25 protein-coding genes are annotated in these 26901 nt (G+C 58.3%); 8 read left to right on the top strand and 17 right to left on the bottom strand.

Going from position 1 to position 26901, the window contains the following annotated elements; genetic code table 11:
- Positions 1 to 377: 377 nt before the first annotated feature.
- Together brnQ and ACTG27_RS20125 are read right to left on the bottom strand one after the other, a co-directional pair.
- Positions 378 to 1682, bottom strand: coding sequence for a branched-chain amino acid transport system II carrier protein (gene brnQ, locus ACTG27_RS20130; RefSeq protein WP_005335813.1), 1305 nt, complete (start codon positions 1680 to 1682; stop codon positions 378 to 380).
- A 191-nt stretch (positions 1683 to 1873) separates the two neighbouring features.
- Positions 1874 to 2584: a tRNA1(Val) (adenine(37)-N6)-methyltransferase gene (locus ACTG27_RS20125; RefSeq protein WP_439980267.1), complete on the bottom strand. Its 711-nt coding sequence runs from the start codon at positions 2582 to 2584 to the stop codon at positions 1874 to 1876.
- Between the two features lie 119 nt (positions 2585 to 2703).
- Here ACTG27_RS20125 and srmB point away from each other — a divergent pair, with 119 nt between their 5' ends.
- The gene (gene srmB, locus ACTG27_RS20120; RefSeq protein ID WP_064339387.1) at positions 2704 to 3927 is read left to right on the top strand and encodes an ATP-dependent RNA helicase SrmB; all 1224 of its coding nucleotides are present in this window, start codon (positions 2704 to 2706) and stop codon (positions 3925 to 3927) included.
- A gap of 72 nt (positions 3928 to 3999) precedes the next feature.
- Here srmB and ACTG27_RS20115 read toward each other — a convergent pair whose 3' ends face one another.
- From ACTG27_RS20115 to rnr, 4 genes are read right to left on the bottom strand one after another with little or no spacing between them, the layout of a single operon-like run.
- Positions 4000 to 4455 (bottom strand): GNAT family N-acetyltransferase, encoded by a 456-nt coding sequence (locus ACTG27_RS20115; protein ID WP_439980266.1) that lies wholly within the window; start codon positions 4453 to 4455, stop codon positions 4000 to 4002.
- A gap of 56 nt (positions 4456 to 4511) precedes the next feature.
- Positions 4512 to 5084: a Crp/Fnr family transcriptional regulator gene (locus ACTG27_RS20110; RefSeq protein WP_439980265.1), complete on the bottom strand. Its 573-nt coding sequence runs from the start codon at positions 5082 to 5084 to the stop codon at positions 4512 to 4514.
- A gap of 2 nt (positions 5085 to 5086) precedes the next feature.
- Positions 5087 to 5836, bottom strand: a complete 750-nt coding sequence (gene rlmB, locus ACTG27_RS20105) for a 23S rRNA (guanosine(2251)-2'-O)-methyltransferase RlmB (RefSeq protein WP_047434512.1) — start codon at positions 5834 to 5836, stop codon at positions 5087 to 5089.
- Positions 5833 to 8226 (bottom strand): ribonuclease R, encoded by a 2394-nt coding sequence (gene rnr / locus ACTG27_RS20100; protein ID WP_421317270.1) that lies wholly within the window; start codon positions 8224 to 8226, stop codon positions 5833 to 5835. Before rnr ends, rlmB begins: the two co-directional genes overlap by 4 nt.
- Before the next feature lie 134 nt (positions 8227 to 8360).
- Here rnr and ACTG27_RS20095 point away from each other — a divergent pair, with 134 nt between their 5' ends.
- The gene (locus tag ACTG27_RS20095; protein WP_019445736.1) at positions 8361 to 9383 is read left to right on the top strand and encodes a GGDEF domain-containing protein; all 1023 of its coding nucleotides are present in this window, start codon (positions 8361 to 8363) and stop codon (positions 9381 to 9383) included.
- 131 nt (positions 9384 to 9514) lie between these two features.
- On the opposite strand, the gene ompA is transcribed toward ACTG27_RS20095, so the two are convergent.
- Together ompA and ACTG27_RS20085 are read right to left on the bottom strand one after the other, a co-directional pair.
- Positions 9515 to 10549, bottom strand: a complete 1035-nt coding sequence (ompA, locus tag ACTG27_RS20090; RefSeq protein WP_042052454.1) for a porin OmpA — start codon at positions 10547 to 10549, stop codon at positions 9515 to 9517.
- Positions 10550 to 10814: 265 nt separating this feature from the next.
- A complete protein-coding gene (locus ACTG27_RS20085) occupies positions 10815 to 11852 on the bottom strand; it encodes an SGNH/GDSL hydrolase family protein (RefSeq protein ID WP_439980264.1) in 1038 nt (345 codons plus the stop codon).
- A 254-nt stretch (positions 11853 to 12106) separates the two neighbouring features.
- Between ACTG27_RS20085 and ACTG27_RS20080 the strand changes: the two genes are divergently transcribed.
- Positions 12107 to 12493 (top strand): YgiW/YdeI family stress tolerance OB fold protein, encoded by a 387-nt coding sequence (locus ACTG27_RS20080; protein ID WP_005335826.1) that lies wholly within the window; start codon positions 12107 to 12109, stop codon positions 12491 to 12493.
- Positions 12494 to 12578: 85 nt separating this feature from the next.
- Here the strand turns inward: ACTG27_RS20080 and mltC are convergent, their stop codons facing one another.
- The 3 genes from mltC to mutY form a co-directional block, all read right to left on the bottom strand.
- Positions 12579 to 13682 carry a membrane-bound lytic murein transglycosylase MltC gene (gene mltC, locus ACTG27_RS20075; RefSeq protein WP_042052484.1) on the bottom strand — a complete coding sequence of 368 codons (1104 nt, stop codon included), beginning with the start codon at positions 13680 to 13682 and terminating at the stop codon, positions 12579 to 12581.
- Between the two features lie 117 nt (positions 13683 to 13799).
- Positions 13800 to 14072 carry an oxidative damage protection protein gene (locus ACTG27_RS20070; RefSeq protein WP_005335828.1) on the bottom strand — a complete coding sequence of 91 codons (273 nt, stop codon included), beginning with the start codon at positions 14070 to 14072 and terminating at the stop codon, positions 13800 to 13802.
- A gap of 8 nt (positions 14073 to 14080) precedes the next feature.
- Entirely contained in the window at positions 14081 to 15133 is a 1053-nt protein-coding gene (mutY, locus tag ACTG27_RS20065) for an A/G-specific adenine glycosylase (protein ID WP_201911836.1), read from the bottom strand.
- A 236-nt stretch (positions 15134 to 15369) separates the two neighbouring features.
- Between mutY and ACTG27_RS20060 the strand changes: the two genes are divergently transcribed.
- Positions 15370 to 16608 carry a multifunctional CCA addition/repair protein gene (locus tag ACTG27_RS20060; RefSeq protein ID WP_219264742.1) on the top strand — a complete coding sequence of 413 codons (1239 nt, stop codon included), beginning with the start codon at positions 15370 to 15372 and terminating at the stop codon, positions 16606 to 16608.
- A 118-nt stretch (positions 16609 to 16726) separates the two neighbouring features.
- Here the strand turns inward: ACTG27_RS20060 and ACTG27_RS20055 are convergent, their stop codons facing one another.
- Entirely contained in the window at positions 16727 to 18325 is a 1599-nt protein-coding gene (locus ACTG27_RS20055) for a BCCT family transporter (protein ID WP_307896221.1), read from the bottom strand.
- Between the two features lie 9 nt (positions 18326 to 18334).
- Positions 18335 to 18862: a hypothetical protein gene (locus ACTG27_RS20050; RefSeq protein WP_005335836.1), complete on the bottom strand. Its 528-nt coding sequence runs from the start codon at positions 18860 to 18862 to the stop codon at positions 18335 to 18337.
- Between the two features lie 163 nt (positions 18863 to 19025).
- Between ACTG27_RS20050 and ACTG27_RS20045 the strand changes: the two genes are divergently transcribed.
- The gene (locus ACTG27_RS20045) at positions 19026 to 19505 is read left to right on the top strand and encodes a MarR family winged helix-turn-helix transcriptional regulator (RefSeq protein WP_047434495.1); all 480 of its coding nucleotides are present in this window, start codon (positions 19026 to 19028) and stop codon (positions 19503 to 19505) included.
- Positions 19506 to 19576: 71 nt separating this feature from the next.
- Here the strand turns inward: ACTG27_RS20045 and ACTG27_RS20040 are convergent, their stop codons facing one another.
- Positions 19577 to 20158: a YjaG family protein gene (locus tag ACTG27_RS20040; protein ID WP_005335839.1), complete on the bottom strand. Its 582-nt coding sequence runs from the start codon at positions 20156 to 20158 to the stop codon at positions 19577 to 19579.
- 162 nt (positions 20159 to 20320) lie between these two features.
- On the opposite strand from ACTG27_RS20040, the gene ACTG27_RS20035 reads away from it, so the two are divergent.
- Positions 20321 to 21265, top strand: coding sequence for a D-2-hydroxyacid dehydrogenase (locus ACTG27_RS20035; protein WP_005363043.1), 945 nt, complete (start codon positions 20321 to 20323; stop codon positions 21263 to 21265).
- 71 nt (positions 21266 to 21336) lie between these two features.
- Here ACTG27_RS20035 and mepM read toward each other — a convergent pair whose 3' ends face one another.
- On the bottom strand, positions 21337 to 22674 hold the full coding sequence (gene mepM / locus ACTG27_RS20030) for a murein DD-endopeptidase MepM (RefSeq protein ID WP_005354854.1): 1338 nt from the start codon (positions 22672 to 22674) through the stop codon (positions 21337 to 21339).
- A 260-nt stretch (positions 22675 to 22934) separates the two neighbouring features.
- On the opposite strand from mepM, the gene ACTG27_RS20025 reads away from it, so the two are divergent.
- Positions 22935 to 24233 carry a LapD/MoxY N-terminal periplasmic domain-containing protein gene (locus ACTG27_RS20025; RefSeq protein WP_439980263.1) on the top strand — a complete coding sequence of 433 codons (1299 nt, stop codon included), beginning with the start codon at positions 22935 to 22937 and terminating at the stop codon, positions 24231 to 24233.
- Positions 24230 to 25171, top strand: coding sequence for a TAXI family TRAP transporter solute-binding subunit (locus ACTG27_RS20020; RefSeq protein ID WP_439980261.1), 942 nt, complete (start codon positions 24230 to 24232; stop codon positions 25169 to 25171). The genes ACTG27_RS20025 and ACTG27_RS20020 overlap by 4 nt, the downstream gene beginning before the upstream one ends.
- Here the strand turns inward: ACTG27_RS20020 and ACTG27_RS20015 are convergent.
- Together ACTG27_RS20015 and znuA are read right to left on the bottom strand one after the other, a co-directional pair.
- Positions 25166 to 25840, bottom strand: a complete 675-nt coding sequence (locus ACTG27_RS20015; protein WP_005335848.1) for a transglutaminase-like cysteine peptidase — start codon at positions 25838 to 25840, stop codon at positions 25166 to 25168. The genes ACTG27_RS20020 and ACTG27_RS20015 overlap by 6 nt on opposite strands.
- Before the next feature lie 67 nt (positions 25841 to 25907).
- Entirely contained in the window at positions 25908 to 26840 is a 933-nt protein-coding gene (gene znuA, locus ACTG27_RS20010; RefSeq protein WP_371178897.1) for a zinc ABC transporter substrate-binding protein ZnuA, read from the bottom strand.
- Positions 26841 to 26901 lie beyond the last annotated feature (61 nt).

Below are 26901 nucleotides of genomic sequence, written 5' to 3'. Positions count from 1 at the left end.
GTTATTGATTGCACCCACTGCTTGGCAGATAACCGGTAACAATACCTCTCGTCCCCACACGGCCCGCAGACCGGATGAGGCGCAGCACCTTTAGCATAAAGAAGAGGAGTTCGATCTCAATCACCAATTAATATCTTGAAACAATTTACCGCTGTGGAATTAATCGCCGAATAACTCAGCGCTCCATAAACAGGTGTCGCATGTGGCGTATGGGAGGCAAGAAGAGGGGGACAGGTTATAGCGGCCAAATACGGCTGCTCAGGTGCTATCTGCGTAAAGTGACAATTACGGCAGCAAAGCGAGGCGAGAAGCGAGGCTCACAGAAAACAAAAGAGCCTGCACGGGGCAGGCTCTTGGCAATATCAGATCGGGTGTGATCAGGCAGCTTCGGCAGCCATCTCGGTCGGACGCACCATCACGCCAACTACGCAGGCCAGCAGGGTCGGCATCAACCAGGCGAGGCCCTTGTCGAACAGCGGCAGGAAGGCAAACGCATCCATCTTCATACCCGCAGCACCCAGACCATCCAGGCAACCGAACAGGAAGGCAACCATCAACACGCCACGGAACACCAGACGGGGACGGCCGAAGTAACCTTTCAGGAAGGTGACCAGCACCAGCGCCACGGCAACCGGATAGATGGCAACCAGCACAGGAATGGAGAGGCTGATCAACTGGCTCAGGCCCACGTTGGCCACCACGGCACAGATAACGCCCAGCAACACCACCAGCTTCTTGTAAGCCATGCCGGTCAGATTGTGGAAGAAATCGGAACAAGCGGAGATCAGACCGACGGCAGTGGTAAAGCACGCCAGAGTGATGATGGCCGCCAGAATGAACTGACCCGGCTGACCAAACAGGCTCAGTACGTAGGCGTTGACGATGGCGCCACCGTTGCTGACATCGGTCGCCACACCGGCGGCAGTGTTACCCAGCTGGAACAGGGAGACGTACACCACGCTCAGACCAACGGCAGAGATAAGGCCAGCAATGGCCAGATACTTGAACTGGCTCTTGTAATCGTTGATGCCTTTCTGGCGCAGCAGATCGACGATCAGGGCGCCAAACATCAGGGACGCCAGGGTGTCCATGGTGTTGTAGCCTTCCAGGATCCCTTTCACGAAGGGGCTGTTCTGATAGTCACCGGACGCATCAGGCATGGAGCCTTGCGGTGCTACGAATACACCGATCGCCAGAGTCAGCAGCAGCAGCATCAGTACCGGAGTCAGGTATTTGCCGATGGCGTCCATCAGCTTGCCTTGGTTCATGGAGACCAGAATGGCCACACCAAAGAAGATCACGGTATAGGCCGCCAGACCCGCCTGCCCCATGTCACCGATGAATGGCTTGAGGCCCATTTCATAGGCAACCAGACCGGTACGGGGCGCGGCAAAAGCCGGGCCGATGATGATATAGATGGCAACGGCCAGCGCAGTCGCGACACCGGCAGGCAGCAGTTTGGTCATGCCAGCCCAACCGTTACCGGCTTTCGCCACGGCCAGAATGGTCACCAGAGGCAGGCCCACGGCAGTGACCAGGAAGCCAAACATCGCCAGGGAGAGGTGCTCACCAGCCATGTAACCGGCCAACGGCGGGAAAATGATGTTACCGGCGCCCAGGTAGAAGGCGAAGGTCATAAACCCTAATCCGAGTACATCGGACAATGTGAGTGATTTCGTCAAGTTCAACCTCGTCTGTCTTGTAAATTATTGCTTGTTATAGTTTTTATCGGTCGCTGACCGGATGTGTTCAGGGGGTATAAAAAAAGAGCCCCGCATGTTTTTTCATCGCAACCAGTGGTTTTGGCTGGTCTGGAGCGGGCGCTCGATCTGGAACCAGCATAATGGCGTGAAAAAATAGTTCAAGACGAAATTTACATCTTCAAATAGAAGGGGTTGGTCAGTTGGATATATCTGTCGGAATAGGCCCCATCAGCAGAATGGATCACAATTTCACCCCTCTCACACCTGTTTAATCCTCTGCCAAGTAGCAATAAAACACGATTTGCCTCTTTACCCTCTCTGGTGATAACAGCTGTATAACAAATGCAATGCAGATCATAATTCGCCGAAATGCATAAAATTTCATCGGCCATCGCCGTCGGCAGCACCAGCGCTACCTGCCCGTTCGGGCTCAGCAAACGATCGCAGGCCGCCAGTAATGCGTGGCTGTCGAGGGCGCCGGTATGGCGGGCCAACGCCCGCGCCGGATCGCTAAATGACTGGCCTGCCACGAAATAGGGAGGGTTGGAGACGACAAGATCGTAGGGGGCAGCCTGATAATCCTGAATGGCACTCTCTATGATGGTCACCCGATCGGCCCAGGGAGAAGCAGCCGCATTCTCCCGCGCCTGACTGGCCGCATTAATATCCAGCTCGACCGCATCAAGACGGCAGTCAGATCTGCTGCGCTGGGCCAGCATCAGGGCGATCAGGCCGCTGCCGGTGCCGATATCGAGCACTCGACGCGCCTGTTCGACCGGCGCCCAGGCACCGAGCAAAATGCCATCGGTGCCCACCTTCATGGCGCAGCGATCGTGATTGATATGGAACTGTTTTAAGGTAAATCCGCGACTACGTCCCATCTGGCCCCCGTCATCTGCAAAAATGGTGGGCGATTATAGCGGCTAAGACACACTCACCAATAGGAGCCGACGAGATAATCGCCTATAATCTGCCGTTTCCTTAATGACCGAGTATTGCCATGAGCCAGTCCTTTGATGATTTCGACCTGCACCCAGCCCTCAACCGGGCCTTGGCCGAGATGGGATTCACCCGCCCCACCACCATCCAGCAGATGGTGCTGGAGCCAGCCCTGGACGGCCGCGATATTCTGGCATCCGCTCCGACCGGTACCGGCAAGACTGCCTCCTTCCTGCTGCCGGCACTCCAGCACCTGCTGGACTTCCCGCGCCGCAAGCCGGGCCCCTGCCGCATGCTGATCCTGACCCCGACCCGCGAGCTGGCCCTGCAGGTGACCGCCCACGCCAAGGCGCTGGCGGCCCACACCAACCTCAGCATCGAGACCATCATCGGCGGCGTCAGCCATGAAGAGCAGCTGCCTGCCCTGACCAAGACCACCGACATCGTCGTGGCCACCCCGGGTCGTCTGCTTGAGTACATCGAGAAAGAGGAGTTCGAGAGCCACGACATCGAAGTGCTGGTGCTGGATGAAGCGGACCGCATGCTGGACATGGGCTTTATCAAGGATGTGAACCGCATCGTGGAAGAGGCGCGCTACCGCAAGCACACCATGCTCTTCTCCGCCACCCTGGAAGGGGCCGGCCTTGAGAAGTTCGCCAACGAGATCCTCAAGGATCCGGTGGAGCTGCACGCCGAGCCGCCGCGCAGCGAACGTCGCCCCATTACCCAGTGGATCCATCTGGCCGATGACGCCACCCACAAGCTGGCGCTGCTGACCCATATCCTGAAAGATCCGGAAACCCAGAAAGCCATTATCTTCGTCAAGACTCGCGAGCGTCTGGCGGAGCTCTCCGGCCAGCTGCAGGCTGCAGGTATCTCCTGCGCCTGGATCCGTGGCGAGATGGAGCAGAGCAAGCGTATCGAATCGATCCGCAAGTTCCACGAAGGGGAAGTACCCTTCCTGATCGCCACCGACGTCGCCGCCCGCGGCATCGACCTGCCGAACGTCAGCCATGTCATCAACTACGACATGCCCTACGGCGCCGACGTTTACGTCCACCGGATCGGCCGTACCGGCCGCGCCGGCAACCGTGGCTGTGCCATCAGCCTGGTGGAAGCCCACGACATGGCGATGGTCGCCAAGATCGAGCGCTACACCGAAGAGCGCCTCAAGCGCCGGGTGATCGACGAGCTGCGCCCGAAACACAAAGAAGCGCGGGTACCGGTGAAGAAGAAAAAGCCGGTCGACAAGAAGAAGTCCGCCAAGAAGAAAAAGAAGAAGTGATCGCCTGGCGATAAAGAGAAGGGCCATCCCGCGGGATGGCCCTTCTGCATTCTGAATCACTCTGACGAGTAGTTATGCCACCACTCTGCGCATCCCCATATGGGGGATATCGTCTTCGAGATAGCCTTCCCCTTCCGCCACAAAACCGTGCTGGCCGTAGAAGCCTTGCAGATGGGCCTGCGCCCCCAACCAGATGCTGTGGGTCGGCCAGCGCGCCTCGCACGCCTTGACCGCCTCGCCGATCAGCTTATGACCGAGACCGCCGCCGCGCGCCTTGGGTGAGGTCACCACCCGACCGATGGCGGCACCGCTCTCCTCGCCAATGCCGGGCGCCATAATCCGCGCATAGGCGGCCAGCAGCTCGCCCTGATAGCCGAGCAGGTGCCAGACCCCTTCGCGGCGATCGAGCCCGTCCAGATCCTGAAAGGGGCAGGTCTGCTCCACCACGAACACCTCGGCCCGCAGCGCCAGCAACTCATACAACTCGTCAGTGGTCAGTTCAGACCAGGGTTTCAGGATCCAGTTCATCGGCAACTCCTTATCAGTTCGGCCTGCCAGCATAATCGTGGTGCCAGTGCCCTGCATTAACCTTTGTTAAGTTCTTTCAGTCGCTTGCGAATGCGGCTCAGGCTGATGGGTGTGATACCGAGATAGGCGGCAATCTGGTGGTCGGGCACTCTGGCATCGAGTGCGGGAAAACTGTCGAGAAAGTGCTGGTAGCGTGCCTGCGGGCTGCCGGTCAGCAGCAACTGCTCCTTCTCCTCCTTGATGCGCAGCTGCACCTCCAGCAGATGCTGGTACCAGCGCAGCCAGCCGGGCAACTGGCGCAAGTCGGCCAGACTGAACAGCTGCAGACGGCAGGGCTCCAGTGCCTCCACGCTGTAGCGGGCTGGCTCGCCACTGAGCAGGTGGTGGAAGTCGAGAAACTCGTCCCCCTCCCAATAGAACTCCTTGATGTACTCGCGGCCATCCTCCAGCACCAGCTTGGCCCGCAGCAGCCCCTGCTCTACCCTGACCAGCAGATCCGGGCTGTCGCCGGCGTGCCAGAGGCAGCTTTTCGGGCTGAGGGTCAGCGGGCGGGCAAAAGAGAGGAGGCGCGCGGCCTCCTCTCTATCTGCGACCTGCGCCCAATCGAAGGGGGGTCTGTCAGTCAGCATGATTAACCGCGACGCTGACGCACGGCTTCAAACAGGCAGACGCCGGTCGCCACCGAAACGTTGAGGCTGGATACCGCCCCCGCCATCGGGATACTCACCAGCTCGTCGCAATGTTCGCGGGTCAGACGGCGCATGCCTTTACCTTCAGCCCCCATCACCAGCGCCATCGGGCCGGTCAGTTTGGCCTGATAAAGGTCGTGATCGGCCTCGCCAGCGGTACCGACAATCCAGACGCCGCGCTCCTGCAGCTCGCGCAGGGTGCGGGCCAGGTTGGTGACCTGAATGAGCGGCACCACTTCAGCGGCGCCACAGGCAACCTTGCGCACGATCGGGGTGAGACCCGTGGCCTTGTCCCGCGGCACGATGACCGCATGAGCCCCGGCAGCATCGGCGCTGCGCAGGCAGGCGCCGAGGTTGTGCGGATCGGTCACGCCATCCAGCACCAGCAGGAAGGGCTGGCTCTGTTGTGCCGCCAACTCGTCCAGCAGGCTGGCCAGATCGTGCTCGGCCAGCTTCGGCGCCTCTTTCACCCGGGCCATAATACCCTGGTGATTGTTGCCTTCCGCTTTGTCATCAAGGGTCTTGCGGTTCACGCTCTGCACCTTGAGGCCGAGGGACTCCAGCTCGGCCAGCAGGGGTTGCAGCCGGTCGTCATCCCGCCCTTTCAGCGCCCATACCTCGATGAAACGCTCCGGGGTGCGCTCCAGCAGCGCGGTGACAGCGTGAATGCCGTAGATCAGTTCAGTACTCATTTAGTGCTCTTGGCCTTATCGCGAGCCTTTTTGCTCGGTCGTCTGTTGCTCGGTTTGGCACGGCCACCCTTGTCGGATTTGCCGTGATCCTTGCCCTCTTTACGTTTTTCGTGGCGCTGGGCGCTCTTGGCCTTCTCTTTCTTGATCTCGGCCTGCTTGCGCGCCATCTCTTTGGCGTTCTTGCCGGTGGCCTTGAGCGGCTCTTCGACCATCACGAAGTCGATCTTGCGATCATCCAGGTTCACGCCCATCACCTTGACCCGCACCTTGTCGCCCAGACGGTAGCGACGGCGGAAGTTCTCGCCGATCAGCTGCATGTGCAGGGGATCAAACTGGTAGTAGTCGTTGGTGAGGGTACTGACGTGCACCAGACCATCGATATGGATCTCCGCCAAACGCACGAAGAAGCCAAAGCCGGTGACGCTGGCGATAACGCCGTCAAACTCGTCACCCACGTGATCCAGCATGTACTCGCACTTGAGCCAGTCGGCCACGTCGCGGGTCGCATCGTCGGCACGGCGCTCGGTCATGGAGCAGTGCTCGCCCATCGGGTCCACTTCTTCCAGCTGGTAGTGATAACCACCGCTCGGGGTCCACTTGTGGCGCAGGTTGCCCTGTTGCTCCTTGGCGGTCTGATACTTGATCGCCCGGTGCAGGATGAGGTCGGGATAGCGACGGATTGGCGAGGTGAAGTGCGCGTAGGACTTCAACGCCAGACCGAAGTGACCGATGTTGTCGGCCTGATAGATAGCCTGACGCATGGAGCGCAGCAGCATGGTGGAGAGCAGCTCCGCATCCGGGCGCCCCTCAAACTTGGCAGCCAGCTCGGCGAAATCTTTCGGCTCGGGCTCGAGGCCGCCCTTGAGCTCCAGACCCAGTTCGGCCAGGAAATCGCGGAAACCGGTCAGACGCTCTTCGCCCGGACGGTCATGGACCCGGAACAGGGCAGACGCTTCGTTCTTCTCGATATAACGGGCCGCGGCCACATTCGCCTGGATCATGCACTCTTCGATGATCTTGTGGGCATCGTTGCGCACCAGCGGCACGATGCGGTCGATCTTGCGCTGGGCGTTGAAGATGAAGCGGGTCTCCTCGCTCTCGAACTCCACCGCACCGCGCTGGTGGCGGGCATGCTTGAGCGCCTTGTAGAGGTTGTTGAGCTCCTCGATATGGCCCACCAGCGGATCATACTGCTGACGCAGCTTGGGATCGCCATCGAGGATCGCCGCCACCTTGGTGTAGGTCAGACGGGCGTGAGAGTTCATTACCGCTTCGTAGAACTTGTAACCGGACATGCGGCCAGCGGCGGAGATGGTCATCTCGCACACCATGCAGAGACGGTCAACTTGCGGGTTCAGGGAACACAAGCCGTTGGAGAGCACCTCCGGCAGCATGGGCACCACGAACTCGGGGAAGTAGACGGAGTTACCGCGCTGATAGGCTTCGGCATCCAGCGCCGTGCCGGGCTTCACGTAAGCGGAGACGTCAGCAATGGCAACCCACAGGCGCCAGCCGCCACCACGCTTGGCTTCACAGAAGACGGCGTCATCGAAGTCACGGGCGTCTTCCCCGTCGATGGTGACCAGCGGCAGAGCGCGCAGGTCGATGCGGCCCTCTTTGGCTTTCTCCGGCACCTGCTCGCCTAGACCGGCAACCTCTTTGGTCACCTCTTCCGGCCAGGTGTGCGGAATGCCGTGGGTACGCAGGGCAATTTCGATCTCCATGCCCGGCGCCATGTTCTCGCCCAGCACTTCCAGGACGGTGCCGACGGCATTGATGCGGGAGGTGGCGCGCTGGTTGATGCGCACAACCACGACTTGGCTCTGGCGAGCCCCTTTGTTTTCACCTTCCGGGATGATGATGTCCTGGCCGATACGGCTGTCATCCGGCACCACGAAACCAACGCCATTCTCGACGAAGTAACGGCCGACAATGTCTGCCTCACGGGACTTGAGCAGGCGCACCAGACGCGCTTCCTGACGACCCTTGCGGTCGATCTCGGTCGGCTGCACCAGCACGTAATCGCCATGCATCAGGCGTTGCATCTCTCGGTTGTTCAGATACAGATCCGGACCACCACCTTCCGGACGCAGAAAACCGAAGCCATCCTTGTGGCCGATTACATAACCTTTGACCAGATTCAGGCGATCCGGCAGGGCATAACATTGGTTGCGAGTGAATACCAGTTGTCCATCACGCTCCATGGCGCGCAGACGACGACGCAAGGCTTCCAACGGCTCTTCATCTTTCAGCTTGAGGACCTTGGCCAACTCTTCACGGGACATGGGCTTTTCATGGCCCTTGATGAGTTCCAGGATCAACTCGCGACTGGCGATGGGGTTATCGTATTTTTCGGCCTCGCGTTCGAGGAAAGGATCTTTTTGAGACATAAGCAGGCCTTAGGGTAGGTGGTAACGGTGCCATTATATCGGAGGGGGGGGCGAATGGCATCCATCGGCTGCCTTTTGGCCAATCTCTCTGTCATACTATCTTCAGTTCGCTGGCATGATGAGACACAGAACTCATGAGTAAGGACACATTTGCCCAATCCGCCGCCTATCTCAAACAGGCGGTTCCCTTGATGATCAAGTACCAGATCCCCACGACACCGGACAATTACCACCTGTGGTACAACTATGTCTCGGCCAGCATGCCCGAGCTCAACCAGGCGATTGATCAGGCAGTCAAAATGCAGGGAACCTGCTCGCTCACCACCTGCGAGCGACTCTATCACCAGTATCTGGCCGCTCAGGACGAGAAGCAGATGGAGGCGATGAAACTGAGCCTCGCCGCCATGGCCAACGAGCTCGGCCACTCCATGCAGGACGCCATCTCCGATACCGGCATGTTTCAGGAGATGCTCGACAAGAGTTTTGACAAGCTCAGCCGCATTGATGACGAGGGCTTCAGCCTGGAAGACACCATGGGGATCCTGCGGGAGCTGGTGCGCGAATCGCGGGACGTGCGCATGTCCACCATGCACTTTCGCAACCAGCTCAGCAATGCGGAGAAAGAGATCAAGGAGCTGCGGGCCGCGCTCAACGAGACGCGCAAGCTGGCCAACGAGGATGCCCTCACCAACCTGCTCAACCGCCGCGCCTTCGATCTGGAGCTGGAGGGGTTGATCCGCAGCCAGCACCCCTTCTCGCTGATCCTCGCCGATATCGATCGCTTCAAGAACTTCAACGACGAATATGGTCACCTGCTCGGCGATCAGGTGCTGCGCGCCTTCAGCAAACGGCTGCGCGATGCCTGCAAGGAGGGGGTCACCGCCTATAGGCTGGGTGGGGAAGAGTTCGCCATGCTGGTCCCCCATCGCTCGCTGGCGTTGGCCAGACAGATGGCGGAGAGCATGCGCCGCGCCATCGAGCGGATGTCGATTCTGGATCGCAAATCGGGCCGCCGCATCGACCACATCACTGCCTCGTTTGGCGTGGGCGAGTTCAACGGTCAGGAGAGCGCAGACTGTCTGGTCGAACGTACCGACAAGCTGCTCTACAAGGCCAAGGAGCTGGGGCGCAACCGGGTGATGCCGCTCCCATCCTGATTTAGTCCCCTGCCCGACCGCAATGCCAATGTAAAAAGCCAGTCAGATCAACTGACTGGCTTTTTGGTCTCTCTTGCTCCGACAGGGGCTGTTCATTCCAGCCCCAGTGAAGATCAGCTCAGTGTGAAGGATTACTCCTGCACCTCGCTGACACCTTCGACTTTCACATCAACACGACGATCCGGAGCCAGACAGACGATCAGCTCACGCTTGGACTTGCTGACGCAGCTGTCGCCGGTAACGGGTGAGGATTTACCACGCCCTTCCACATTGATCTTGGCGGCCGGGATCCCTTTACCAACCAGATAGTTGGCAACGGTCTGGGCACGCTGTTCGGAGAGCTTCTGGTTGTAGGCATCGGAACCGATACGGTCGGTGTGACCAATTACGGTTGCCACGCCATCTTTGGGTCGTGCTTCTTCAATCTGGCTATAGAGGCTATCCAGTGCCTGACTGGCCTCTGGCTTGAGGGTCGCCTTGTTGAAGTCAAACAGCACATCGGAGCTCAGGGTGAACTGCTTCTCAACCATCACAGGTGCAGGAGCAGGTTCCGGAGCCGGAGCGGGCGCCACAGGGGCAACCTGACCAAAGCGATAGACTGCGCCCACAGAGAGCAGGCCATTGTCCATACGCAACCCGGTATTGTCTCGACTGCCGTAGGGGGTAGTGTATTGATATTCAAGACGGGCAGCCCAGTCACGATTGAACGCATACTCGGCACCCAGCGCGCTGACAAAGTTGAACCGGCCATCACCCCCTTTCAGGTCACTGTTAGCGGCCGCATAACCACCGCCGATACGTCCGTACAGGTCGAGGCTATCAGTTACAGGGAAGCCCAGCTTCAATGATAAATGAATAAGTTGGGCCTGAACTTCATCTTGCAACGCTGCGCCCGTCGCTGAGCGGGCATCATATTTGTACTTACCCAGATAATCGTAGCCATACTCGATACCCAGGTTCTTGTTAAGCTGATAGCCGGCAAATACGCCAGCCCCAAGAGCATCATTGGTCTCATTGCCGAGGGTAAAGCTGTTGCTTTCATCAATGCCGTAGAAGTTGGACCAACCCAGTTTGGCACCGCCATACCAGGTGTTGTCTTGACCGGCAGCCTGGGCATTGGCCGCCAGCAGGCCGGTAACCAGCAAGGTAATCAATGATTTTTTCATGTTTGAGCCTCTGCAACTTTATGTAGGAGGAGGTTGATTGATATCTCCTCGTCTTATAGGTGCAACCACCCAAAAGCGATCGCAGCATATCAACGTTAGCCTATTTTCAAGTAACTGATATCAATTAACAAAAAACACTCTAACGCAACCACGTTACAAAAACAGCAACAAACGTTTGTTATATGAACTGAATGTGACGCAAAAAGACGCACTGATGAGGATAGATAGGAGAAAAAGGCCAGCAACATGCTGGCCCGAAGCGATATCAGTGACGAACAAACTCGTAGTGCTGATCGATAAAGTCAGCAACACGCTGGCTCAGTACCTTGTGCACCGTCCTGGTCGGATGCACCTGATCCCAGAACATATGCTCATCGCAGTTGAGAGTCGCAGCTCGCCCTTTTGCCTGCCCGCTCACCACCGCCTGCGCCAGGAGCGGGTTACCGGCAATAGCCACTCTTTCGGAGACACTCAAAGCCGGGGTCGCAGCCACCTCGGCGGCGCTGCCGGAGAACGGCTTCCACGTATAGCCGCCACCGTAGCAGGCGTGTTCTGTGTCACTCAGTCCGAACTGCTGAGGATCGCGCATCATCTCGTCAAACTGCTTGTCCACGTCGAACAGCTTCACGATGCCAAGGGGAGCCAGCTCTCGAGTGAGGTTCTGCAACTTCTGGTTGTGGTAGCTGGCCACATGGCGCACCTTCTCCACCACCTTCATACTGCGGGCTGACGGGGTCTGCCCCAGATCAGGAATGTTGAACAGCAGGATCTGCTGCGCGCCGTTGAGCACCAACCGGTTGGATGCCAGCCGGATGGTATCGATCACCCGATCCGCATCCCGCTCGGTGTTCCAGCCATAAGCCAGATAGTCGTTGGCACCGACCCAGATAACCACCAGATCATCGGGGCGGAACTTGTCCTTTTTCAGGAACTGATCGATCTCGTAATCGAGGTTGTTGATCACCTGATATTTGGGATCCCAGGACCAGAAACCGAGCCAGCCGTTCAGAGCCCCCAGATGGTTATAGGCCACCGCGGTCGCACCGCCTTCCGCCTCGTTGGCCACGACCAGACCGGGGAAGCGCTCGTCACCCAACTGCTCCAGCCACACCGGGCCGTTGCTGAAACGCCCGTTGAAGTAAGGTGGGCTGGAGGGGAGATACCCCCGCATCTTCTTGTACATCTTGCCGGTGTCGGAGAGGCTGTCACCAAACATCACAACCCGGGAAAAAGGTTGGCGTCCCTCTGCCGCTTGCGCGGTCAATGCCATTAACCCCAATAAACAAACAAGCCATTTTTTCATATTGTTATGCTCTTCGATTAAGCAGGTGAGACCTGCGGACTTCTCCTCGAGTGGCGACAGGCATGGGAAGAGTCTGCTGCCACTGACTTCTGGTGAAGGCGACAGATTACAGTTCCAGATGAAATCACACATGTTCCGCCACCGATGAAATCGCTTGCGCTCACAAAACAGACAATCACACCAGCCTATTTCTTTCACGCTTGTTTCACGCCCCCCCCGGCACAATGCCCTCATACCAACGACAGGAGTATGAAATGAACAAGGCAAGCGCAAGCGTAATCGGACTGTTGACCCTGATGTCTGTCTCCTCTTTTGCCATGGCGGCCTACACAGGCCCGCAAGAGCAGAACAAGGTTTCCGTTGCTCAGCTGAAAGATCTGGCCGATGACAGCTGGGCCACCCTGGAAGGGAAACTGGTCAAGCACCTGGGCGGCGAGAACTATCTGTTCCGCGATGCCAGCGGTGAGGTGGAGGTCGAAGTGGATCAGGATGTGTGGCGTGGCACCGAAGTGGGCCCGGATGATCAGATCCGCATCCGTGGTGAAGTGGACCACAGCTGGAACAAAACCGAAGTGGAAGTGAAAACCCTGGAGAAAGTGGGCGCGGCCCCGCAGACCAAGGGCGGCTTTATCGCCAAATAAGGCCACTTCAACGATGAACTGGCCAGACGTTAAAAGGGCGCTTGATATCAAGCGCCCTTTTGCATGGTTAACCCAGCGTCACAGCTTAACCGGCCCGACTGGCAAAGGCTCTCTTGAACCCCTTCTCGGCCTGATTGACCTTGTAGAGGTAACGGCGCGCCTCCTCTTTGGGATGCTGCTCGGTCAACACCTGATAGACCGCCTCGGGGGAGAGCCGGTTGATCCGGCCCGGCGCCGCCTTGCGATCGCTGGAGAAGGTATTGAGTACCCCGCCCGCACCACCGTTATAGGCGGAGATCACCGCATAGCGACGGGAGCGCGGATCCTCGATATCCGCCAGATAGACGGTCTGCAACAGGTGGAGATAGGCGGTACCGACATCGATGTTGTAGGCCGGGTTGAACAGCTCCTCCCGGGTCGGCTGGCCGTTCTTGCCCTTGACTCGCACATAGACGTCACGCCCAGCCGTAGCCGGAATGACCTGCATCAGGCCATAAGCGTTGGCATGGCTCACCGCATAGGGGTTGAAGCTGCTCTCGGTCTTGATCACCGCATAGATCAGGCTCTCCGGCACGCCGTATTTGCGCGACGCTTCCCGGATGATCCCCGCATACTTGTAGCCCCGTCGATCTTCATGGTTGGCCACCATGGGAATATCAACGAAGAAGATGGTGCGAATCCCCAAAGTGCGCTTCTTCATCGCCGTGTTGAGCAGGTAATCGGCATAACGCTCGGCGCGCCAGGAGGCGCGGATTGGCTGGCGCTGGTTGTCCAGCACCTGACCATAGAGGAAAGGCTCGCCGCCGGTCAGAATTTCCCGATCGGAGTAAAGATCCACTTCGGCCGGATCGTCCGGCGTCAGCAGGGTCTCGATAATGGCGCGACGCAGGTGAGCGCGGGGATCGATGCCAGATACCGTCTCTACCATGATGTGGCCGCTGGAGAAGTCAATGTGGGCCCGGCTCTTGTACTGATCCGTGTATTTGACGTAGTCAAACTTGCCCGCAAACAGCGCCTCCCGCCCCCATATCTCGTTCACGTTATGGGAGAGCGCGCTGATCATGTGTTCAAAACCGCGGATGTCCTTGCCGTTGACCAGATCGTCATCCTCACTCCCGCTGGGCTTGGGGGAAGATGAGCAGGCAGAGAGAAACAGCAGGGTGCACAGCAGCCAAAAAATTCGGCCCATAGGATCCTCAAACCGGGCAGCAGAGCTGCCCATCATTCATTTGCTGCGACTTCAGGAGCGGTCACGCCAGTGTGGCGCCATTCCCGCACCTGTTCACACGTACAACAGCCGGAGAGCTTACTGGGCAGGCGGGGTGTAACCTTCGATCTGCACTTCACCTGCATCAAACAGGTAGCTGACCATCTCTTTTTCCAGCAGTTGGCGATGCTCAAGATTCATCATGTTGAGCTTTTTCTCGTTGATCAGCATCACCTGTTTCTTCTGCCACTCGGCCCAGGCTTCCTTGCTGATGTTGTCAAAAATCCGCTTGCCGAGCTCACCGGGATAGAGTTGGAAATCCAGACCCGGGCCCTCTTTTTTCAGGCGTTGGCAAAATACAGTACGGCTCATGTTGACCTCTATGGTTGTAACTCTGGATAGGCGAGCAGACGGGCCGTGGCGGCCGCCAGCCCCACCTCGGCAGGATGGCGTAAGTTATACCAGAGTCGGTTATCTGCTTCCATGAGCCGCAGCGGCTGCGCCTCATCAATGTCAATCAGCAGCGGCTGAATATCGAGATGGAAGTGGCTGAAGGTATGGCGAAAACCGGCCAGTTCACGATAACTGTGATGGCTCAGGCCGAGGGACGCCAGCAGACCATCCACCTCCGCCAGCGAGGCCACCTGCGGGAAGCAGTAGAGCCCGCCCCAGATCCCCTGTGGCGGCCGCTTCTCCAGCAGCAACTCATCGCCGTGACGAATCAGCAGCATGATGCCATCGCGGGCCGGCATGCTCTTCTTGGGCTTGCTGTTGGGATAAGCGGTAGGCTTGCCTTGCGACAGCCCCTGGCAATCGGCCCGCACCGGACAGCGATCACAGGCTGGCTTGCTGCGGGTGCAGATCGTCGCCCCGATATCCATCATTGCCTGATTGTATTGCGCCACCCCCAGCTTGGGGGTGAGCCGGATGGCGATCTCCCACAGCTCGTTCTCCACCTGTTTTTGACCGGGCCAGCCCGGCAGCGCCAGCCAGCGGGTGAGTACCCGCTTCACGTTGCCATCGAGGATGGCATGAGGCTGACCAAGAGAGAGCGACAGCACGGCCCCGGCGGTAGAACGGCCAATGCCCGGCAGCGCCATCACCTCGTCAAAGCGCTCGGGAAAGAGGCCATGGTGATGATCGCGGATCTGCTGGGCCGCCTTGTGCAGGTTGCGGGCCCGGGCGTAGTAGCCAAGCCCGGTCCAGTGGTGCAGCACCTCATCGACAGGGGCATCGGCCAGCGCCACCACATCGGGGAAGCGCGCCATAAAACGCTGGTAATAGGGGATGACTGTGGCGACCTGGGTCTGCTGCAGCATGATCTCCGAGACCCAGACCCGGTAAGGGGTCTTCTCCTGCTGCCAGGGCAGGGTTTTGCGGCCATGAAGCTCGTACCACTCCAGAACCCGGCTTGCGAAGGTTGATTGATTCACGTTGTTCTCATGTCGTTGATATATGGGGAACTCTGCGGTTCCTTCGGCTCATCTGGCCTGCGTGGGCATAAAGTCATCCCGCGCACAGCGTCAGCTGTCTGGTGCGGCAGCGTAAGGCCTCGTCACGCCCAAGTCAAAGCCGCGCTGACTGACGCTGCGGGCAGGTGGTGGCCAGGCAGCAAAGCGGTAACAAAGACGATATACTCGGCCCCACGATTGATGACGGGAGAGACGGTTTGCAGACTTATCTGGTTGGGGGCGCAGTGCGGGATCGCCTGCTGGGATTGCCGCAGGGCGACAGGGATCATCTGGTGGTCGGCGCCACCGTGGAACAGATGCTGGCGTTGGGTTTTACCCAGGTCGGTCGCGACTTTCCCGTGTTTCTTCACCCCAAAACCCAGCAGGAGTATGCCCTCGCCCGTACCGAACGCAAACAGGGTCAGGGCTACACCGGCTTTGTCTGCCACGCCGCCCCCGATGTGACGCTGGAGCAGGATCTGCTGCGCCGGGATCTCACCATCAACGCCATCGCCGAGGATGATCAGGGCCAACTCCACGATCCCTACGGTGGCATTGAGGATTTGGAAAAACGGCTGCTGCGCCACGTTTCCCCTGCCTTTGCCGAAGATCCGCTGCGCATCCTGCGGGTCGCCCGCTTCGCCGCCCGCTTCCACGCTCAGGGCTTTACCATAGCGCCGGAGACCCTCGCCCTGATGAGCGAGATGACGGCCGCTGGCGAGCTGGCCCACCTCACGCCGGAGCGAGTCTGGAAGGAGCTGGAAAAAGTGCTGCTGGGGCCGACCCCGCAGATCTTTATCGAGGTGCTGCGCCAGTGCGGCGCCCTCAAGGCACTCTTCCCCGAAATCGACGCTCTGTTCGGCGTCCCCGCCCCGGCCAAGTGGCACCCGGAGATCGACACCGGCATCCACACCCTGATGGTGCTGGAGCAGGCGTGCCGGATCTCCCCCGAGCTGACCGTCCGCTTTGCTGCCCTCTGCCACGACCTTGGCAAGGGAGTAACCCCCAAGGAGTTCTGGCCAAGCCATCACGGTCACGGCCAGAAGGGGCTGCCGCTTATTCGCGCCCTGTGCGAGCGGTTCCGGGTTCCCAACGAGTGCCGGGATCTGGCGCTGCTGGTGAGCGATCTGCACACCCACATCCATATCGCTTTTGAGCTCAAGCCCGCCACCCTGCTCAAGGTGTTTGACAAGGCAGATGCCTGGCGTCGCCCCGAGCGCTTTGCCCAGTTGCTGGATGCCTGCCGCGCCGACTTCCATGGCCGTACCGGTTTCGAGGAGCGGGTCTACGCCGAGCCGGACTATGTGGCCGAAGCGCTGGCTGCCGCCCAGGCGGTGCCGGTGAAAGAGATAGTGGCGGCCGGTTTCAAAGGGGAAGAGATCAAGGAGCAGCTGGCCAAAAAGCGGACCGATGCCATCAGCCGGGTCAAGGATGAGTGGACCTTTATCGAAGAGTAACTTGGGCCCCATAACAGACGGCCGCCCTGATGATGAGCTCCGCAAGGAGAGCATCGCCAGGGCGGCCGTTTTGCATCCAGATTGATATGTGAGGGGGCGCTAACCCCTGCTGGTGCCGTTATGCCGGACCAATTCGCTCCATCAGGCTCATATGGGATGAGCCATCGTGGCGCTTGAGGTTCTGACGATACTCGAACTGGCGCTGGCTCTCCTGTTTGAGCCCCAGCATCAGCGAATAGCACATGGCCAGCATGATCACCGAGAAGGGCAGCGCGGCTATGATGCTGGCCGCCTGCAAGGCCGCCAGGCCGCCGGAAACCAGCAGGATAGCTGCAACCAGCCCCTGCCCCAGACCCCATACGGCGCGGTGCAGTACCGGCGGCTCCTGATCACCGATGGAGAGCAGAGTCGTGATGACCAGCGTGCCCGAGTCACTGGAGGTGATGAAGTAGGTGCAGATGAGCAGAGTCAGCACGGCCTTGGCGATCCAGCCGAAGGTATCCCAGTGCAGCAGGTCGACCGTCTTGTAGAGCGCCAGCGTCACATCCTGATTGACCGCAGCGACCACGCCACCACCGCCAAATAGCTCCAGATTCATCGCCGTGCCGCCAAACACGGTGAGCCAGAACATGCCGAGCAGCGAGGGTACCAGCAATACACCGAGCACAAACTCGCGAATGGTACGCCCCTTGGAGATGCGGGCGATAAACATGCCGACAAACGGCGCCCAGGCAATCCACCAGCCCCAGTAAAACGCCGTCCAGCTCGACTGCCAGGCCGAAGTGCCGTTGGCCTCGGTGTTGGTCCAGAAGCTCAGTTTGACGATGTTCTGCAGGTAATCACCGATGTTCTGTACATAGGCGTTGAGGATATAGGTGGTCGGCCCCAGCACCAGAAAGAGTGCGAGAACGAAGACGCTCAGCCAGATATTGAGCTCGGAGAGGATCTTCACCCCGCGCCCGACCCCGGAAACCGCCGACAGAGTGGCGATCAGGCTGATACCGCCAATCAGCCAGAGCTGGTTGGACTGCGACACCGCCATACCAAACATCTGGTTGAGGCCGGTATTCATCTGGGAGACCCCCAGACCAAGGGAGGTCGCCACCCCGAACACGGTGCCGAACACGGCCAGCACATCGGCCGCATGGCCCCAAAAACCGTAGATCCGCTCGCCAAGGATGGGGTAAAGCACAGAGCGGATCGCCAGCGGCAACTTGCGCCGGTAGCTGAAAAAGGCCAGTGACAGGCCGACGATCACATAGATGGCCCAGGGGTGCAGGCCCCAATGGAAAAAGGTGAGGCGCATGGCGATCTGGGCCGCTTCCGGGGTCATCCCTTCGGTAATGAACGGATTGCCCTGCAGATGGTTCATCGGCTCGGCGATGCTCCAGAACACCAGACCGATACCCATGCCTGCGCTAAAGAGCATGGAGAACCAGGCGAAGTAGCCGAACTCCGGTACCTGGTCGTCGTCACCCAGCCGGATGCTGCCAAAACGGCTGAACATCAGGTAGACAGCGAAGAACAGGAACAGGGCGACCACCAGAATGTAGTACCACTTGAACCCGGCAATAATCTGATCCTTGGCACCGACAAACCAGGCGGCCGCGGTATCGGGAACAAATACGCCAAACAGCAAAAACAGGGTGATCACGGTGAGGGCCGTCATGGCCATAGTCGGGTTGAGGCCTTTCAATAGCCCTTTGCTTGCTCGCATCCAGCCTCCTTAGTCGTTGTTGAAAAAGTCTTCGCCCACATGATCACCGGCCCCGCCGATGGCACGATAGACCAGTTTGCCGGCCGCCTGTTCGCGGTGATCCACCAGCGAAACCGAGGGCTGGCCATTCACGGCGTGACGCTTGCCAAGGAAGATGGCCATGGGGACGCCCAGATTGGAGATACCGCTGGTGATCCAGAGGCGGTTGAAGTCGTATGAGCCACCGATGAATTCCAGCTGGGCCAGGCCGGTATCGAGGCCGGTCAGATAAAAGTTCATGGCACTTTCGTCAGGAAAGAGGTGCACCAGCACATAGGCGTAGCGCAATTCGTTCACTAACTCCTTTAGGTTGAAAGTACCTGTCTCACTGCAAGAGAGGGGTAACTCACCATCATAGTGGTGTACCTTGAGGTTGTTGGGATCTTCATCATAGGCAGGCTGATAGCGCACAAAAGCCGAGGTGTCCGGCAGTTCATAGCGCACTCTGACCACACGTAACTCGGCCACCAGAGACTTGATATCCAGCTCGTCATTCATCATTTCGCTCCTCAAATGTCAGGGTGAATTCCGTGAAATGCCCGTCAACCTAACACAAAATTAGTTAGAGCAGAAATTATTACAACAAAAACCATATTGACCTTGTGACGAATTAGGCGGAAAATTTTGCGCCTCTCCATAGCCTTCCAATGACGCACACCCCATGGAAAAACATGATGAAGTGCTGGTCGCCCTGCGCCAGATTATTCGTGCCATCGACATGCACTCCAGGCGCTTGATCAAAGAAGCCGGGCTCACCTCCCCGCAACTCTTGCTGCTCAAAGGGATCGACGAGTTGGGACAGATCTCCATGCGCCAGCTGGCCGATCACACCAACATGAGCCAGGCCACCGCCACCACGATCATGGACCGATTGGAGAGCCGCCAACTGGTGCAGCGCGTTCGCAGCAATACCGACAAGCGCAAGGTTCACGCGACACTGACTGATGCAGGCCGTGCCCTGCTGGCTCAGGCCCCGACCCCGCTGCAAGAGCGCTTTATCCAACGCTTTCAATCCCTTGAAACCTGGGAGCAGACCCTGCTGCTCTCCTCCCTGCAACGCATCTCCGCCATGATGAATGCAGACGAAATCGACGCAGCCCCGGTGCTGAGCGTCAGACCCCTCACCGAAGAGCAGGCATAAGCTGCTGAACAATTTCAGGCATAAAAAAAGCTCCCGAACGGGAGCTTTTTTCGATCAGGGGCCGCAGAGAATTACTCTTCCAGGCTGATCCCGATATTGGAGACGCCATCCTGAGAGGCGAATACTCTGATAGCCAGGATACGATCGCTGTCGCGCTCATGGGCAACCCGCTTGAGCAGTTCAACCTGGAACTCCAGCTCGGCCTCCATGTACTCGTGCTCGTAGAGCTCCTCTTCGGTCAGATCCCGCTCTTCCAGCAGCTCGATAAAACCGGCCACGGTACCGACTGACGCATGGCTGGCATCGTTGGCCTCTTCGCCGACCCGGCAGATCACCGAGTTATAGGCGCAGCCCAGCGCAACACAGGCATCCAGCGCGGGATAGGCACCGTAGGATTCAAACTTGCGGGGATCCGGAATGTGAGACTCGAACTCTTCGAGAATGGCACCCAGATTGACCCGGGATCCCTTGACGGTGAGGTAGACCCACATCTGATCCAGCGCATGCCGGAAAGCACCAGCATTGCCAAAGCCGGAAGCCTGACAGAACAGGGCATAGTTGGGGTACATGCGCTCTGCCAGCGCCAGGGTGTAGACGGTCTGTTGCCAAGGCTGTAGCTCGGCCAGTCGCTTATAAAACTTGTCACCAAACACTGGAGTCGGATCCTTTGCAAAATGTGGGGCAGATTGTAGCCCACGAGGGGCGCGGCGAAAACGAAAAAGCGCCCTGGTCGGCTATGTTGCGATATGAAGTCAGGTAAGATGGGTCGAGAGCGGCATCTTGTTGCGCCGCAAATTCTGATAAGGAACAAGAGTATGAGCCAACGTACCCTTCTTTTGCTCAGCCAGGATAATGCTCACTACGAACGGCTGCTCAAGGCCGCCAATCTCCCCCATCTGCGCATTCTGCGAGCCGATAACCAGAGCGATGCCGAGAAGCTGATCGGCGAAGCCCATATTCTGATGGCCGAACCGGCCCGTGCCAAACCGCTGCTGCCCAAAGCCAACAAGCTGAGCTGGTTCCAGTCCACCTATGCGGGAGTCGATGTGCTGCTCGACCCTGACAGTCGCCGCGACTACCAGCTCACCAATGTCCGCGGCATCTTCGGCCCGCTGATGAGCGAGTATGTCTTTGGTCATCTGCTCAGCCTGATGCGCCAAATTCCCCTTTATCGGGAACAGCAGAAACAGCGACTGTGGCAGAGTCACCCCTATCAGGGCCTCAAAGGCCGCACGATGTTAATCCTGGGTACCGGCAGCATTGGCCAGCATATTGCCCACACCGGCAAACATTTTGGCATGAAGGTACTGGGCATCAGCCGCAGCGGTCGGGAGCGGGCCGGGTTTGATCAGGTTTATCAACTCCCTGCGCTCAACAAGATGCTGGCGCAGGCCGATGTCATCGTCAGCGTGCTGCCAGCCACCCGCGATACCCGTCATCTGTTCAATGCCGCCCGCTTCGAACACTGCAAACCGGGCGCCATCCTGTTCAACGTCGGTCGTGGCAGCGCCGTGCACTCTGGCGATCTGCTCACCGCACTGCGTACCGGCAAGCTGGCGATGGCAGTGCTGGATGTGTTCGAGCAGGAGCCGCTGCCCGCCGACAGTCCATTGTGGGGCCAACCCAACCTCATCGTCACCCCCCACAACAGCGCCTACAGCTTCCCGGATGATGTAGCCCAGATCTTTGTGCGCAACTACATCCGCTTTATCGATGGCCAGCCACTGGACGGCAAGATCGACTTCGACAAGGGTTATTGACCCTCACGGCGCATGTAAAAAGGCCCCGCCAATCTGGCGGGGCCTTTCATTTCAGGCTGTGACGACAGGAATCAACCCGCGGCCAGCTCCTTGCGATAGCTCTTCACCTTGGCAAGGAACTGACGACGCTCCTTGCCGCTGAGCGGTTCAGCCATCGGCAGCTTGGCTGTCATGGCATTGACCGGGCGGTTGTTGATCCGCAGCTCGTAGTGCAGGTGAGCACCGGTCGAGCGACCTGTGTTGCCGGAGAGGCCGATCTTGTCGCCCATCTTCACTCGCTGACCGGTTTTGACCAGCAGCTTGCTCAGGTGCAGATAACGGGTAGAGAGAGTACGGCCATGCTTGATGACGATATAAGTGCCCGCTAGCGGGTGGCTGGTTGCCTTCTGGACGATACCATCGCCAGTCGCCAGCACTGGCGTGCCCACCGGCACCGCAAAGTCGGTGCCCTCGTGAGGACGCACCATACCGGTTACCGGATGTTTGCGCGCCGGGTTGAAATTGGAGCTGATCCGATAGCGGCTGTGGGTCGGGTAGCGGCGGAATCCGCGCTCCAGACTGTTGCCCTGACCGTCGTAATAGTTGCCGTCATCGGAGAGCCAGGCCGACACCGTCTTGCCCTGGCTGGTCACTTCCACACCCAGCAGCTGGCTGTTGCCAGTGCTCTTGCCTTCCACCGTCTCCTGGCGTACCAGCACTTTGAACTTGTCGCCCTTCTGCAGATCTTTGGCGAAATTCATTCGCCACTGGAACAGGTTGGCAATTTTCTGGATATGGTTGGCCGGAATCCCCGCATTGCGGGCGCTGACATAGAAGCTGCCGTTGATCACGCCGTTGTAACGCTGCGGTTGCCACTCAACCTTCTCATTGATCATGGAGGCGGTATAGGCATCGTCGCTGCGCGCCATCACCAGTGTCTGCTTGATGTTCAGGCGGATTTTGAGTTGCTGCAGGATGTTGTCCTGATCGATCAGCAGCTCGATATTCTGGCCCGGCTTGAGGCGCGCCAGATAGTTCTTGTTGTCCGCGTCCAGCACCTTGTAGAGGGTGGTGGTGGATAGACCGAGATTGTTAAAAATAGCGGTCAGGTTTTCGCCGTTGCGGACCCGGTAATCCTGCCACTGGGGGGTGGTGTCGACCGGGATGTCGTCATCCGGCGCACTCTGATCAACCAGTTCGTGATCGGGGATTTCGTTAAAGTCGGTGTTGTTTTCGTTGGTTGCCGTACCGGCGGTATCAATGGGCAACTCAAGACGCAGCGGCCGCTCGAGGATGTCACCCGGAGCTGGCAATAATGCCACTGCTGACAGGGTCATGGCCGTCAGCATCAGCATGGCGTAAAAGTGTTTGCGGGGAACCGGTGGTTCCCAATTGGCAGCCTGTACTACCAAGGGACGGAGACGTTTCATCCGCTATCCTGTATTTAGATCTAAAGAGTGTGAGTTGCGATGTCAGTTGTGACAAAACCGTATAAAACTGTTTGTTGGACACAAATAGTTACAAATAGTTCATCACAATCTGCATGAACCTCACATTTTATGCATAACCCGCCCGGATGGGCAGAAATGATCGTCTTTTTTAACCATTTTTTCCTATTTTTAAGAACCGGGTCGGATTCGATACTGAATAGAAACCTGAAATGTTGCGATAACTTTTCCATGGAGTGGATATGTCGTTAGCAAAACTGTTAATCAGAATAATTGTCGTCCTGTTCCTGATCGGTGCAGCGCTGCTGTTTGCACTGGAAGTCACGACGGTCCGCCAATCCATTCTCGACCAGATGTCAGCCAACCTGGAAACCGCCATCACCGCTCTCGGGCTGGTGCTGCAAGGAACCCTGCTCAATGACGACAATGTGCTGGCCGAGACCATAGTCAATGCCATGTTCGATGGCGGTTTCGTCAGCTCGGTCATTCTGGTGGATCCGGATGGTCAGGTGCTGTTTCAGAAGGTCTTCCACTCTACCCAGCAAAATGTCCCCGGCTGGCTTCCCTCGGTTATCGGCATGCCCCCCGTCAAGATTGAGCAAGAGTTGACCGATGGCTGGCGCATGCTGGGTACTCTGACCCTTGAGGGGCATAGCGGCTACGCCTATCAGCATCTGTGGAATGCCATCAGTCGCACCGGTCTGGCGCTGCTGGCGGGCCTCGTCGTATTTACCCTGATCATCTCCCTGGTGTGCAAACGCCTGCTGCAGCCCCTGGAGCAGATCAACCTGCAGCTGATCCGTATCCGCAAACACCAGTTCAACAGCACCCTGCCCACTCCCTGGTTGCAAGACCTCAAAGAAGTGGCACTTTCCATCAACCAATTGGTTTCCGAACGCAAACGGGATCTGCTGCAACAACGACTCAAAATCACCCAGCTGGGAAAACAGCTGCTACTGACGCCCCCACAGCCGCTGCAAGGAGTGAGCCCACTGCCGGAAGGCGGGCAACTGCAAAAATTTGTCTCCACACAAGGGGAGATCGCGCTCTATCAGCGTTTCTTGCCCAGTCAGCCCCTCGGTGCCGACAGCGATCTCGCAACCATCCAGAGCGCCCTGCAACAGTGGCAGCACTCTCATATAGAAGGGGTCTTGCTGCCCCTCTCCCTGCTCAATCACCCGCAATGGTCCGAGATTGCCCCTCTGCTAAGCCAGGGTCGAGGAAAAACACTGGATTGGCGCTGGGATGTGGCCACATTCCCCGCCCACGGCCAGTCCACATTGGCCGCGCTACAGGAACAGGGGTGTGAGCTCGCCTTCAGCGCCATTCCCCTCAATGCAGATACCTTCAATCAACTTGATCCGCTCAATCCCATCTTTATCAGCTGTCAGCTGACCGATGCGCCGCTCTACTGGAATCTGCTCTCCCAAACCATGCATGCTGCCGGTTATACCCTGCTGGCAGAATCGGGAGAGTGCCGCGACATCGACAAACTGCGGACCTGGGGTATCGATGGTTATGCCAAGGAGGCGCAATCATGAAGAAGCTCGCCATGCTGTTGCCCCTGATGTGGCAACCCGGCCTGATGGCTGAAACCGTCACTATCACCACCGGGGGTGAGCAGGGGATTTATCACCAGATAACCAAAGAGTTTTGCCGTCTGGCTCATGAGGTCGACGAGCAACTTGCGTGCACATTGCAGAGCTCATCGGGTTCAATAGAAAACCTGAAGCGGCTGAAGAGTGGCGAGACCGCCTACGCCATGGTGCAGTCAGACTGGCTGTATCAGGCAAGCCAGGGCTTGGGCCCTTTTGCCACGCAGCCGCAACCTGAGCTGCGCGCCCTGTTTGCCACCCATGCCGAGCCCTTCACCATAGTGATCCGTGCCGATGGCGATATCACTTCACTGGAACAGCTCAAGCTCGCCCCCATCGACATGGGGTTGAAGAGCTCGGGTACCCGCCAGACGGCGCTGGCTCTGTTCAACATCCTGGGAGCGAAAGAGCAGGATCTCGATCTGAAGAGCATGGCCAACCTGCCGGATGCACTCTGCAGCAAGCAGATCGACGCATTTGCACTGGTGATGGGACACCCTAACCGGATTGTGCTCGACACCGCCAAACGCTGCGCGGTCAGTTTCCTCCCCATCGATGGGGCCACCCGTGATCAGCTACTCAAGGGGGTCAAATATTACCAACGCAGTCAGGTGCCTGCCCGCATCTACCCCGGCAATCTGAAGGCGACGCCCACCTTTGCCATTGCCGCCACTCTGGTTACCAATGCCACCATGCCGGAAGAGTCTGTCTATCGCCTGACCAAGGCCATGCTGACCCAGCAGACCAAGTTCAATGAGCAGACTTATGGCTACGCCAATATGTTTCACCGGGCACGCAATAAAACCGGCCCGGTGCTGAGTATTGAGCAGCATCCGGGCGCAGCGGAATATTTCGATGAGTTGAAGGCGGCGGGCAAGCTATAGCTGACGACGGGGAGAGCGCAGTTGCTCGCTGGAGAAGCGGGTCTTCATAGATGTCCACTGCGCCAGCCGATCGGCACTCCCCGCCAGCGTCCCTTCCCGCCGTGACTTCATGATCCAGATGCTTTTGGCATCGAAACTGTAAACGGGAATGAGGTCGGTACGCTTACTGCCCGGCAGGATCCGGCTGTTGATGTTGTCGAGCACCAGTGGATCAGCCTTGGGCGTCGGGAAGTAGAGCGTCACCATGTGGAATTGGTTGTAACGCACCGCCTTGACGTAGGCCAGCCGCAGCTTCTTCTCATCCACCCCCAGCTCCATCAGGGTGTAGTACTTGGAGATGCTGTAATCCTCGCAATCCCCACCCCGGGCACCGATGAACTCCAGCGGATTGGCCCAGTAATCCTCATCCCCCCACAGCTTGGGATCCTCGCTGTAGGTGAGATTGTTGAAGTAGTTGTTCACCAGCTCGATCTTCTGCTGGTCGGTTGTACCCGCTCTGGGGGTGAGCAAGCGAGAAAATGCCTCGGCCCGCTGGATGGCCCTGCCACCATACACTTCCTGCAGCTTGGCCCGCAGGTCCGGACTGGCAATATATTCGGAAAGACGCGAAGCCTGTACGTTGGCGCAACATAGCGCCAGAGTACAGGCCGGGATCAACAACCATTTCATACCGGACACTCCATGTCAGATGCTGGAGGTCAGTATAGTCCGTCCGGATGAGAGGCTCAGCCGCTGATCAGCGACACTGGGCGAATGCGTCTGCCAGTTGCTGCATGAATTGGGGATAACCATCCGGGCCGAGCGGTACCTGCTCACCCACCTCATCAAGCAACAGCACCTTGGCGCCGGTATTGCGAGCCACCGATTCGATCACAGCCGGTGAGAATTGCGGCTCGGCATAAATGCAGCTCGCCTGCTTCTCTTCCAGCGCCTTGCGAATATCCACCAGGGTCTTGGCGCCCGGGCGACGCTCAGGGCTCACGGTAAAGTGACCCTTTGAACTCATGCCGTAGTGGCGCTCCCAGTAGCCATACGCCTCGTGGAATACAAAGTACCCCTTCTCATTCACCGCCTTCATCTGGCCAGCAATCACCTTGTCTTTGGCATCCACCTTGGTATCAAATGCCGCGAGGTTGGCGTCATAGCGAGCCTGATTGGCCGGATCCAGCTTGCCCAATTCACTTGCGATCGCCTTGGCAATCACTTTGGCCTGCGTCGGGCCAAGCCAGATATGGGGATCGACCCCTTCGTGATGATGTCCCTCATGCCCTTCATCATGGTCACCGTGCCCGTGGGCGGCATGATCGTGATCATCATGGTCATGGGAATCGTGACTATCCTGAGTCGCGTAGTTGAACAGCGGCATCCCCTCAACCTGAGTCAGGGCCAGAGCATGGGGATGGTTGGCCAGCGGCTTGGCCATAAAACCTTCCAGCTCGGGGCCAACCCACACCACCAGATCGGCACTGTTGATGCTGCGAATATCGGACGGACGCAGGGAGAAATCATGGGGAGAGGCACCGGTCGGCAGCAATACCTTGGGCTCGCTCACCCCGTCAGTGATCGCCGCGGCAATGAAGCCTAGCGGCTTGATGGTGGTCAGTACCTCAATGGCACGAACAGGCAAACTCACCGCCAGCAGGGCAGTGAAAAGCGCAATAATTCTCATTGGTGAATCTCGTCAGGGGGTAAGTATGTGATAATATAACAGCTGCTTTTTGTTATATTAT

The sequence above is a fragment of the Aeromonas sp. 97A genome (assembly GCF_051919185.1).
Taxonomy (GTDB): Bacteria; Pseudomonadota; Gammaproteobacteria; order Enterobacterales; family Aeromonadaceae; genus Aeromonas; species Aeromonas veronii.
This window is presented reverse-complemented; position numbering and strand designations above follow the sequence as displayed.

What these genes read in the sequence shown, in the direction of transcription:
- ACTG27_RS20125 (WP_439980267.1), bottom strand. Translation starts at nt 2,584, where the DNA reads ATGGGACGTAGTCGCGGATTTACCTTAAAACAGTTCCATATCAATCAC.
- srmB (WP_064339387.1), top strand. Translation starts at nt 2,704, where the DNA reads ATGAGCCAGTCCTTTGATGATTTCGACCTGCACCCAGCCCTCAACCGG.
- ACTG27_RS20115 (WP_439980266.1), bottom strand. Translation starts at nt 4,455, where the DNA reads ATGAACTGGATCCTGAAACCCTGGTCTGAACTGACCACTGACGAGTTG.
- ACTG27_RS20110 (WP_439980265.1), bottom strand. Translation starts at nt 5,084, where the DNA reads ATGCTGACTGACAGACCCCCCTTCGATTGGGCGCAGGTCGCAGATAGA.
- rlmB (WP_047434512.1), bottom strand. Translation starts at nt 5,836, where the DNA reads ATGAGTACTGAACTGATCTACGGCATTCACGCTGTCACCGCGCTGCTG.
- rnr (WP_421317270.1), bottom strand. Translation starts at nt 8,226, where the DNA reads ATGTCTCAAAAAGATCCTTTCCTCGAACGCGAGGCCGAAAAATACGAT.
- ACTG27_RS20095 (WP_019445736.1), top strand. Translation starts at nt 8,361, where the DNA reads ATGAGTAAGGACACATTTGCCCAATCCGCCGCCTATCTCAAACAGGCG.
- ompA (WP_042052454.1), bottom strand. Translation starts at nt 10,549, where the DNA reads ATGAAAAAATCATTGATTACCTTGCTGGTTACCGGCCTGCTGGCGGCC.
- ACTG27_RS20085 (WP_439980264.1), bottom strand. Translation starts at nt 11,852, where the DNA reads ATGAAAAAATGGCTTGTTTGTTTATTGGGGTTAATGGCATTGACCGCG.
- ACTG27_RS20080 (WP_005335826.1), top strand. Translation starts at nt 12,107, where the DNA reads ATGAACAAGGCAAGCGCAAGCGTAATCGGACTGTTGACCCTGATGTCT.
- mltC (WP_042052484.1), bottom strand. Translation starts at nt 13,682, where the DNA reads ATGGGCCGAATTTTTTGGCTGCTGTGCACCCTGCTGTTTCTCTCTGCC.
- ACTG27_RS20070 (WP_005335828.1), bottom strand. Translation starts at nt 14,072, where the DNA reads ATGAGCCGTACTGTATTTTGCCAACGCCTGAAAAAAGAGGGCCCGGGT.
- ACTG27_RS20055 (WP_307896221.1), bottom strand. Translation starts at nt 18,325, where the DNA reads ATGCGAGCAAGCAAAGGGCTATTGAAAGGCCTCAACCCGACTATGGCC.
- ACTG27_RS20050 (WP_005335836.1), bottom strand. Translation starts at nt 18,862, where the DNA reads ATGAATGACGAGCTGGATATCAAGTCTCTGGTGGCCGAGTTACGTGTG.
- ACTG27_RS20045 (WP_047434495.1), top strand. Translation starts at nt 19,026, where the DNA reads ATGGAAAAACATGATGAAGTGCTGGTCGCCCTGCGCCAGATTATTCGT.
- ACTG27_RS20035 (WP_005363043.1), top strand. Translation starts at nt 20,321, where the DNA reads ATGAGCCAACGTACCCTTCTTTTGCTCAGCCAGGATAATGCTCACTAC.
- mepM (WP_005354854.1), bottom strand. Translation starts at nt 22,674, where the DNA reads ATGAAACGTCTCCGTCCCTTGGTAGTACAGGCTGCCAATTGGGAACCA.
- ACTG27_RS20025 (WP_439980263.1), top strand. Translation starts at nt 22,935, where the DNA reads ATGTCGTTAGCAAAACTGTTAATCAGAATAATTGTCGTCCTGTTCCTG.
- ACTG27_RS20020 (WP_439980261.1), top strand. Translation starts at nt 24,230, where the DNA reads ATGAAGAAGCTCGCCATGCTGTTGCCCCTGATGTGGCAACCCGGCCTG.
- ACTG27_RS20015 (WP_005335848.1), bottom strand. Translation starts at nt 25,840, where the DNA reads ATGAAATGGTTGTTGATCCCGGCCTGTACTCTGGCGCTATGTTGCGCC.
- znuA (WP_371178897.1), bottom strand. Translation starts at nt 26,840, where the DNA reads ATGAGAATTATTGCGCTTTTCACTGCCCTGCTGGCGGTGAGTTTGCCT.